The sequence below is a fragment of the Pedobacter agri genome (assembly GCF_032678665.1).
Lineage (GTDB): Bacteria > Bacteroidota > Bacteroidia > Sphingobacteriales > Sphingobacteriaceae > Pedobacter > Pedobacter agri_A.
On the sequence record NZ_JAVTSH010000005.1, the window covers coordinates 448649 to 457887 of the forward strand.

Sequence of the window (9239 nt, forward strand, 5' to 3'; positions counted from 1 at the left end):
ATAAAATATTATTTCTTCCTCGACGCGACGAAAACGAAAACACCTGCAACTAGAATTATTCCGCCAACGTATGGTGGCCAGTTTACTGATTTCTCTTTATCTGCCGAGATTTGAATGGGACCAGCATCAACAATTTTTTCCTTCTTAGTATAGGTAAAGCCTGTCCAAACGAGCATTGCTATTCCAACTATAATTAATATAAGTCCTACAGATTTGTTCATAATTCTTTTCTTTTACGAACAGATCTAAGCATATTATTGTTTTAAAAGGAATAACCTAACGTAATTTTGGCAGAGTTGTTTCTCAAATTTGTTCCATTACTAAATATGCCATAGACCTTCCTTATTTTAAGGAAAAAGGATAGGTCTGTTGCCAAGCCATTAATTCTTTCATCTGTATAATTAATATTGCGCTTTAAACCAATGGTACTTCCAATAAATAACCGGAAACCATATTGCCGGTCTTTATTTTTGCTTCCTTGCCAGATAATTTCAGTAGATCCACCTGTGGTAAACATTGTGGTCTGATTAGCGCTGATGGAAAGTGAGTCGTTAGTTGCCCTAACATTTTTTCTAAATGAACTATAACCTCCTCCTTCATACACAATGGCGTTATCCCAGCTGATGATTCTAAATTCAGTGTTGCCTGATCTTTCAGCAATTCCAATTGAAGTTTTGGCACCTAGACCGATAAAACCTTGATCATAGAAATTTTTGAGAACGATACGTTGTGAATTCTCATATCCATTGCCGGTTCCGCCAAAATAGGTGAATGCCCCATAAGAAAAATTGATATTATCTATAACATGTGAACGATTATAATTTACAAATCCCATTACCATTTCGCCGGTTTCGAATGGAAGGCTATTGTTTGAAAAACTGGCACTAATGTAATTTTTTGATTTCACACTGTCGGCCATCATGGGCTTGGGAAGATATGCCATGTGATTGGATGTTGCCGCAGGTGTATAAAACACAGGCAATTTACTAACTATACCGCATGAGGAAAAAATCATTATCGCAAATGATGCAATTAAGATTAGAATGTTTTGAGAGCGCATAAATTTAGAGATGTTTGAGTTCTTTCGTATTAATTGTTATTCATCAAAAAAGTCAACGAGGCCACCAATAAAATACTCTTCAATTCCCTCCGTAAAATCTTTATAATCTTCGTCAGGGATATTGGTTTGCTTAAATTCTAAAGAAGTTCCTTTTTTATCTTCGTGAAGTTTAATGGTTACGATAGAAGGTTCTCCTTCTTCACCAAAATACCATTGTTGTACAATCTTTTTGTTTGTTTCAAACTCGATATTTTTTCCTACAATATCACCATCCCATAATGAAAATTCAGTACCTGGCTTCTCTTCAAACTCAACCTCAGCACCCGTCCAAAGTTTAATGCTGATATCTTTTGTAAGGGCAAGATAAACTTCTTCAGGGCTGGCTGGTATATATGTATACTTTTTATAATCTTTCATTAATTATTTGGCAATTGATATTTAAAATATATTTTTTATTTAAATGCATTTAAACCGGTTACATCCATTCCGGTAATTAATAAATGGATATCGTGTGTGCCCTCATAGGTTACTACAGATTCCAGATTCATCATGTGACGCATAATAGAATATTCACCGGTGATGCCCATTCCACCAAGCATCTGACGGGCATTTCTGGCAATATCGAGGGCAACCTCAACGCTATTTCTCTTTGCCATTGATATCTGTTCGGCAGTAGCTCGGTTTTCACTTTTAAGCACACCCAGTCGCCACACCAAAAGCTGCCCTTTGGTAATTTCAGTAACCATTTCAGCCAGTTTCTTTTGCTGCAACTGGAAACCTCCGATAGGTTTTCCAAATTGTACTCTTTCTTTTGAATAGCGCAAAGCGGTATCATAACAATCCATAGCAGCACCCAAAGCACCCCAGGCAATGCCATAACGGGCCTGGTTTAAACAACCTAATGGACCTTTTAAGCCGCTAATTTCCGGAAATACATTTTCTTTTGGAATCTGAACATTATCAAATACCAGTTCGCCCGTTGCTGAAGCACGTAAACTCCATTTGTTATGCGTTTCGGGAGTTATGAAGCCATTCATTCCGCGTTCAACTACCATACCTCTAATTTTGCCAGATTCATCTTTCGCCCACACCACTGCAATATCAGCAAAAGGTGCGTTACTGATCCACATTTTAGCGCCATTGAGCACATAGTGCGAACCAGCATCTTTAATATTGGTAACCATCCCGCCTGGATTTGAACCATGATCGGGTTCAGTTAGCCCAAAACAACCCATTAGTTCACCACTGGCTAATTTAGGAAGATATTTTTTGCGTTGTTCTTCACTTCCATAGGCATAAATAGGATACATTACCAATGATCCCTGCACAGAAGCTGTTGATCGGATTCCGGAATCCCCACGTTCAATTTCCTGCATTAAAATTCCATACGCTGTATAATCTAAACCTGCTCCGCCATATTCAACTGGAATCGTCGGACCAAAAGCGCCAATATCAGCTAATCCTTTTATTAAATGTTTAGGAAATTCAGCTCTTTGTGCATAATCTTCGATTATTGGACTCACTTCTTTTTTTACCCATTCTCTCGCCGTATCCCTAATTAATTTATGCTCATCAGTCAATAACTCATCTAATAAATAATAGTCTGGAGCCTCGTACAGGTCTTTTTTGGTTGATATGCTCATTTAAATTGTTTTATCTGGTTAAGAAATCCGTTCATTTCAAAGGTAACAATTTACGGCAATGAGCATTATATTCGCAGATAAAAAATTAATTTTGATCCATACATTATATCGATGAACCAATTCAAACAAACTGTTGCGTTAAAAGATGTGAAATGTTTCGCCTTGCATGGCTTCTATCCTGAAGAGCAGCTCACGGGCAATCATTTTATTCTCGACCTGGAAACAACTTTCTTGCCCTTAGGGTTTGACGATGAGCTGGCTCAAACAGTAAATTATGAAGACTTAAACCGTATTATTCTGGAAGAAATGAGAAACACACAAAAGCTTCTGGAAACTGTTTTAAATAACATTATAAATAAAGTTACTGCATTATACCCATTTGTGGAGAGGGTAGAAGTGAGCATTAAAAAGCTTAATCCACCAATGCCTGGTCAGGTGGGGCATTCCTTTGTCAAACTCAGTTATCAATCAGAAAAATAAGAGGAAACTTCGAGGGTGAGTTTATTTATTTAGTTGTTCGAAACCTAACATTTTTTGTTTTTCAGCTTCTGGTATAGTAGTGGGCCTACTTGTAGCATAATCAACAGCTATACAAACTGTTTTTCCCTTACTGCAAATTACTTCTTCACTTCCTTTAATTTTCACAATTTGGTACTCTAAATCAAAACTTGTGTTTCCGATTCGGGACGTTTTTACGTGTACCGCAATTTTATCATTCATCACAATCGGCAAGATGTAATCGATTTCTGCATGTGCAATCACAATGCCTGTTTTCTTCCAATCCCAGCTTACAATTTCTTCCCAATATTTTGTCCTGGCAATTTCCAGGTAAGTAAAATATACCGAGTTGTTCACATGACCCATCATATCAAAATCAACGAAACGCAAATGGATATTCGTTTTATAGTTGAATTTGTCTGAAAAATCGCGAATATCTGTCAATTTGTCTTTTGATTTTGAAATATTTTGCCATAATGTCTTGAAAATCATAAATATTAGGTTTGGTATATAAGTTGAATAAAGGTTAATATCAAGTTAAAAAAATAAAAATTTAGAGATATGACACTAGTAAATTTCAACAACAGAACACGTAACACAGCTCCATACTTTAACAATGTTTTCGATTCATTGTTTAGCGATGCGGTAACTAAAAACAAAATGGTTGATAAATCTCCAAACGTGAATATTCACGAGAGCGAGAATGCTTTCATCATTGAATTGGCTGCACCTGGATTGAAAAAAGAAGATTTCCAAATCAACTTAAAGAAAGACACCCTTTCAGTTTGGGCAGAAGTTAAAAAAGATGAAACTCAGGTTGCTAAAGATTTCACACGTAAAGAATTCGACTACAGCTCATTTGCAAGATCGTTTAATTTACCTGATACCGCTGACGCTGATCGCATTACCGCGGAGTACAAAGACGGGATTTTAAATATTACCATCAGCAAAAAAGATGATAGCAAGCTACAACATAAAGAAATTGTAGTTTCATAAACAAAATATTCTCGAAAGAGAGTTTTCATAATAGTTTAAGTTTAGGTTTTATAAGGTTAATGCTGGATGGCATTAACCTTATTTTTTTGGGTATTTAGATTGATTTTAAGTTGTAACCTACATTTATCCTAAACTCAAAATTTTGTACTTTTGCCGAATGGTAAGAGAAATTCTGGACACTAAACGTAAGGCACTAAAAATAAACCTCGATCCCCGAATATATGGCACTTTTGCTGAGATTGGTGCAGGGCAGGAAGTTTCGAGGAACTTTTTTAATGCTGGTGCAGCATCCGGAACGGTAGCAAAAACCATGTCGGCCTACGATATGACGTTTAGCGATGCCATTTACGGTGCTGAAACCAATGGTAGATACGTATCGCAAAACCGACTGCTGCAGATGCTGGATCACGAATTTGGTTTGCTCAACGAGCGTTTATCTGGTGAAAAATATGAAAGCAGAACATTTTTCGCCTTTGCAGATACCGTTACCACCCTGAACTACAAACGTACAAATGAGCCTCACGGCTGGGTAGGTCTTCGTTTTCAAAATGAACCAGGAGGTTTACCGAATGAGGTTTTCTTCCATGTGCGCCTGCTCGATACCGATGTGAATATGCAACAGCGTGTTTTAGGTATCATTGGTGTAAACCTGCTTTATGCTGCTTTTTATCACTATCAGGATCCAAAGTTAATGGTCGAATCCTTAGCGGATAATTTAACCATTGGATCTGTAGAAATTGATTTAATCTCTGTAAAAGGCCCTGCCTTTCCTGAAGTTGACAATATCTTACTTAATCTTTATATGATTATGAAAGATTTCTCGGCAGCGGCAATTTTTGATGCTGATGCCCATCCACGTCAGGCTAAAGATCTGCTATACAAAAAAGACATCATGATTTTGAGAACCAAATATGGACAGAAATCATTACCTAACTTCAATTTATTTAACAAAGCTACCGATCAATTTAAACGCACTAACAAGGTTGAAGATGGAAATCTTGCCGTGATGATCGAGGTTTTATTAACCAATGTATTAACTGACGATCAGGAAACGCCTGATGATATCGATCTGGAGTCGGTTGCCAAACGTACTCAGGAAATGTGCGATACCGGAAATATTGTAATTGTATCTAATTTTACCCGCCATAATCGTTTGGCGAAATATTTAGCCCGTTGCAAACCAAAAAGCGTTGGCTTAGCAACCAACATCAACAACCTTAAATTTGTGTTTAACTCCACAAATTTTAAAGGCGAAAATTATTCGGGGCAGCTGTTAAGCTACGTGAACGACATGTTTAATACGAATGTGCGTTTATTTGCGTATCCATTTCTAGATAAAAAAACGAATGAAGTGGTTACAACTTCTAATATGCCGGTTACGCCTGAAGCAAAACCGCTTTTCGATTTCCTGTTAATTAATGGTTATATTACTGATATTGAGGATTATGCTGATGACGAAGTAAAAACGGTATAGCTTTTTGGATAGTGAACATCAAATCGATCTCAACGTCGAACCAGTTTTGCTCACTTCCAATACATGATTGGCACTACATTTTAATGCGAAATTATTTCGTTGGTGACCGATTGGAAAATCGAAAGCAACTGGATAGTTATATTCTTTTACCTTTTCTAGAACGATATCATAGATTGTTTTCCCAAACTCTTCGCCTACATCATCAGGTTTTACTTTGAAGCCACCAATAATTAACCCTTTCAGGTTTTTAAGTTTTTCGCTACGCTTCAGGTTCCAAAGCATTCTATCTATACTGTACAAGTATTCGCCAGTATCTTCAATGAAAAGAATCTTATTCTTGGTATCTAAATCAGAGCGACTGCCGGCTAAGGTTTCGATTATACTTAAATTTCCACCCACTAAAATCCCTTCAACTTTGCCCAATCGATTATTTAGATTGGTAGGAGAGGTGTATCCCATTTGTTCACCAATTAATGCGTTCTTGATAGAAAGAATGGTTTCAATTTGGATTGGTTCAGCTTTACTCCAATCATCAGGGAAACTATTGCACATTTTAGAATGAATAGAGGCGATGCCGTAATTTCTCGATAAGTGGCAGTGCATAACAGTAACATCACTAAAACCAATAATCCACTTCGGATTATTTTTAAATGAAGAAAAATCGAGCTGATCAATAATGCGGACAAAACCGTAACCACCACGAGCACACATGATGGCTTTAATATTCGGATCATCCATCATTTTCTGAAAATCCGCAAGCCGTTCCAGGTCTGTACCACCAAAGGTGAAATCACGTTTGCCAATAGTTTCGCCTATCTTGACCTTAAAACCCCAACTTTCCATTTGCAATACTGACGGTCGAACTTGCTCAGCAGTGATAAATCCCGCCGGACTGGTAATGCCAATGGTATCTCCTGGTTTTAAGTATGGCGGAATTTTAAACGATAAACTTTCATTTTCTGGCGTACTGGCAAAGATTTTAAATGATGGAAATACGCTCGCAGCTGCGATAAACGAAGAAAGAAAATGTTTTCTGTTCATTTAGAAGGTAAATAGTGATTAGCGTGGCTAATATAAGACATAAAATTCTGCGATAAAAGAAAAGGGATTTATATCCATAAATCCCTTTTTAAACCAAACAAATTAATCTGTAAAAGATTAGTATAATGTGAATTATGTAAATAACCGATAAGTAACTAGAATGTTTTGATATTTTTATTTTATTGCTGGCGATTAAAAGTTAAGGCTACCCATCGCGGATAGCCTTTGCTAACAACAAAACAAATATAAGATAACCAAATCTTACCTGATCTCGAGCAGAAGTCAGGATGAAAGTGCTATGAGAAACACCTGGCGGCCTAGTAATGGATTCGAACCACTATGCACAGGTTTATGAAACCTCACCTTCCAATCGGTCAACTGGCCATTTATGTTAAACAGGTTTTAACGCTAAAAAATCCTTCAATGCCGTAATCTGTTCTTGATTTAGCTTATCTTCATCAACTGAAATGTTTTTATCTGTAACTTCAATTTTTACCAGATAGTTGAAGTTTGGATAATCATTTATTGCCGGGTATTGAAAATAGATTGACATGATTTTACGTTTAATTGTTCAACATATTTTTAGTTAATGATTAATGTTGAGGCAAATATATAAATAAGTATATAATATCTATAGAATTAGTAGTATTTATTTAAATATGAATTTAAATTTCTGATTATCAGATAAATAAAATTTAAACATCACCGCCTTAATCAAAAAGAAAACTCCAATTCGATCAAATCCACTAAACCAACAAAGGTTTTTTTATTTTAGAAATGTAAAGTATAACGTACACATAAATTCATAACCTGAATTCATTTTGAAGCATTAAAATTCAATTTCTCAAAAGCTAATTATTTTAAGGATATTTGCATTTCGAAACATAAAAATAGAAGCGTGTCATTAGAAAAATTAAAACTGAGTAAACCACTTGTAGCAGCCATGACTGAAGCAGGATTTTTAACCCCAAAAGAAATCCAGGCTAAAACGATGTCGCGAATTTTAGGTGGCCAGGATGTTATTGCGGTAGGGCCAGAGGGGTCGGGAAAAACAACAACCTATGTTTTAGCAACTTTAATGAAGCTAAAATATGCTTTTGAAGAAGCACCAAGAGCGTTAATCCTGGTTCCCGACGCCGAACATGTTGATCATGTTTTAGAACAGTTTAAACTATTAAACAGAAATAGTACATTCCGGATTTTAGGTATAGATAGCCGTGGTGCTGTAGATACACAAATGAATGAAATAACGGATGGTTGCGATATTATAGTTGCAGTACCAGATCGGGCCAGAGCCTTATATTTAAAACTTGCACTGAACACCAACAAGATTCAGTTATTTATTGTAGACAATGCCGAACTTATTGTAAAAAAAGGTTTGCAACTTCCAGTGGTCGAACTGGCAAATAGCGCCTACAAATCGCAACACATCGTATTCACTGAGGTGATGCATGAAAAACTAAATCACATGATTTCGCCTTTCATGAAAGATTCTACTTCGACAATTGAGGTAGATGAAATTGGTGAAAAGCAGGCCGAGGTTTATCCGCAGATGCTATACCAGGTTCCGAATTTCAGAACAAAATTGAACCTTTTAACCTTACTGTTAAACGATGCGGAGTTTTTTGATAAGGTTGTGGTTTTTGTAAATACCCGCTTAACTGCTCAAACGGTTTATAAAAATTTTAATAATCCCAAAGAAGGCGAAATCAGTATTTATCGATCTTTGTTTTTTGATGATAAAGGTTATGATGATATCGAAGATTTCAAAGCTAATCCAGACGCCCGTGTCTTAATTGTAGCCAATGAAAATTTAAGCGATTTAGATATCCAGGGCATTCCATTTATTTTACATTTCGAATTACCTGAACAAAAGGAAACTTTAATTCAGCGTATTGTGAAGTTAGATGAGGAAGAGGTAGTTGTGATTACATTTTCAACCGATATCGAACTAATTGAAGTTAAGAAAATTGAACAAGCCATTGGCCAACGTATGGATATAATGGAATTGCCGGAAGAATTAAAGATTGTTGATGCTGCAGCTAAGCCTAAGAAAAAGAAAAAAGACGAGGATGAAGACACCTCTGATCGAGGTGCAGCTTTTCATGAGAAGAAGGCAAGTAATTTGAAAAATTATAATTACAGTGCTGGTACCAAAGCCAAAATGACTTATAAAAATAAAAAGGGCTTGTCTTAATCCTTAAAACCTATTTATAATTTGTCTTTCTGAAGTTATTAAGTTACATATTTAAATGTGCTTCGACGGGCTCAGCATGACACCTTAAGATAATACCAAAATTATTAAACGCAAAAAGCCCCGATTTTCATCGGGGCTTTTCTATTTCATTTAACTATTGACTAGTATAATGTAAATTCTACACGACGGTTTTCTTGACGACCGGCAGCAGTTTTGTTTGTTGAAATTGGTTGATCAGGTCCGTAACCAGTTGCTTCGATTCTTGATGCATTAGCACCTTGAGATACTAAATAAGCTTTTACTGATTCAGCTCTTTCTTTAGATAAACGT

Annotated in this window: 12 protein-coding genes and 1 tRNA gene; 4 read left to right on the plus strand and 9 right to left on the minus strand. The window is 36.2% G+C overall.

Annotated elements, in window-relative coordinates:
- Nucleotides 1-8: 8 nt before the first annotated feature.
- The 4 genes from R2Q70_RS13230 to R2Q70_RS13245 all read right to left on the minus strand — a co-directional run bounded on the left by R2Q70_RS13230 (nucleotide 9) and on the right by R2Q70_RS13245 (nucleotide 2703).
- Nucleotides 9-221 (minus strand): hypothetical protein, encoded by a 213-nt coding sequence (locus R2Q70_RS13230; RefSeq protein ID WP_116168206.1) that lies wholly within the window; start codon nucleotides 219-221, stop codon nucleotides 9-11.
- 41 nt (nucleotides 222-262) lie between these two features.
- Entirely contained in the window at nucleotides 263-943 is a 681-nt protein-coding gene (locus R2Q70_RS13235; protein WP_316808044.1) for a hypothetical protein, read from the minus strand.
- A gap of 153 nt (nucleotides 944-1096) precedes the next feature.
- On the minus strand, nucleotides 1097-1477 hold the full coding sequence (locus R2Q70_RS13240; protein WP_316808045.1) for an SRPBCC domain-containing protein: 381 nt from the start codon (nucleotides 1475-1477) through the stop codon (nucleotides 1097-1099).
- 35 nt (nucleotides 1478-1512) lie between these two features.
- Nucleotides 1513-2703 carry an acyl-CoA dehydrogenase family protein gene (locus tag R2Q70_RS13245; RefSeq protein ID WP_316808046.1) on the minus strand — a complete coding sequence of 397 codons (1191 nt, stop codon included), beginning with the start codon at nucleotides 2701-2703 and terminating at the stop codon, nucleotides 1513-1515.
- A gap of 111 nt (nucleotides 2704-2814) precedes the next feature.
- Between R2Q70_RS13245 and R2Q70_RS13250 the strand changes: the two genes are divergently transcribed.
- Nucleotides 2815-3183 (plus strand): dihydroneopterin aldolase, encoded by a 369-nt coding sequence (locus R2Q70_RS13250; RefSeq protein WP_316808047.1) that lies wholly within the window; start codon nucleotides 2815-2817, stop codon nucleotides 3181-3183.
- 21 nt (nucleotides 3184-3204) lie between these two features.
- Here R2Q70_RS13250 and R2Q70_RS13255 read toward each other — a convergent pair whose 3' ends face one another.
- Complete coding sequence (locus R2Q70_RS13255) at nucleotides 3205-3693, minus strand: thioesterase family protein (protein WP_316808048.1); 489 nt, start codon at nucleotides 3691-3693, stop codon at nucleotides 3205-3207.
- Between the two features lie 69 nt (nucleotides 3694-3762).
- On the opposite strand from R2Q70_RS13255, the gene R2Q70_RS13260 reads away from it, so the two are divergent.
- Both R2Q70_RS13260 and R2Q70_RS13265 read left to right on the plus strand, forming a co-directional pair.
- The gene (locus R2Q70_RS13260; RefSeq protein WP_316808049.1) at nucleotides 3763-4197 is read left to right on the plus strand and encodes an Hsp20/alpha crystallin family protein; all 435 of its coding nucleotides are present in this window, start codon (nucleotides 3763-3765) and stop codon (nucleotides 4195-4197) included.
- A 157-nt stretch (nucleotides 4198-4354) separates the two neighbouring features.
- Nucleotides 4355-5671, plus strand: a complete 1317-nt coding sequence (locus R2Q70_RS13265) for a nicotinamide mononucleotide adenylyltransferase (RefSeq protein WP_316808050.1) — start codon at nucleotides 4355-4357, stop codon at nucleotides 5669-5671.
- An 18-nt stretch (nucleotides 5672-5689) separates the two neighbouring features.
- Here R2Q70_RS13265 and R2Q70_RS13270 read toward each other — a convergent pair whose 3' ends face one another.
- From R2Q70_RS13270 to R2Q70_RS13280, 3 genes are all read right to left on the minus strand, one after another.
- Complete coding sequence (locus R2Q70_RS13270; protein ID WP_410478382.1) at nucleotides 5690-6520, minus strand: LD-carboxypeptidase; 831 nt, start codon at nucleotides 6518-6520, stop codon at nucleotides 5690-5692.
- Between the two features lie 502 nt (nucleotides 6521-7022).
- Nucleotides 7023-7096, minus strand: a tRNA-Met gene (locus R2Q70_RS13275).
- Nucleotides 7097-7103: 7 nt separating this feature from the next.
- Nucleotides 7104-7265: a hypothetical protein gene (locus tag R2Q70_RS13280; protein WP_316808052.1), complete on the minus strand. Its 162-nt coding sequence runs from the start codon at nucleotides 7263-7265 to the stop codon at nucleotides 7104-7106.
- Between the two features lie 345 nt (nucleotides 7266-7610).
- On the opposite strand from R2Q70_RS13280, the gene R2Q70_RS13285 reads away from it, so the two are divergent.
- On the plus strand, nucleotides 7611-8909 hold the full coding sequence (locus tag R2Q70_RS13285) for a DEAD/DEAH box helicase (protein WP_316808053.1): 1299 nt from the start codon (nucleotides 7611-7613) through the stop codon (nucleotides 8907-8909).
- Nucleotides 8910-9070: 161 nt separating this feature from the next.
- Here the strand turns inward: R2Q70_RS13285 and R2Q70_RS13290 are convergent.
- On the minus strand, nucleotides 9071-9239 hold a 169-nt coding region (locus R2Q70_RS13290; RefSeq protein ID WP_316808054.1), incomplete at its 5' end, for an OmpA family protein.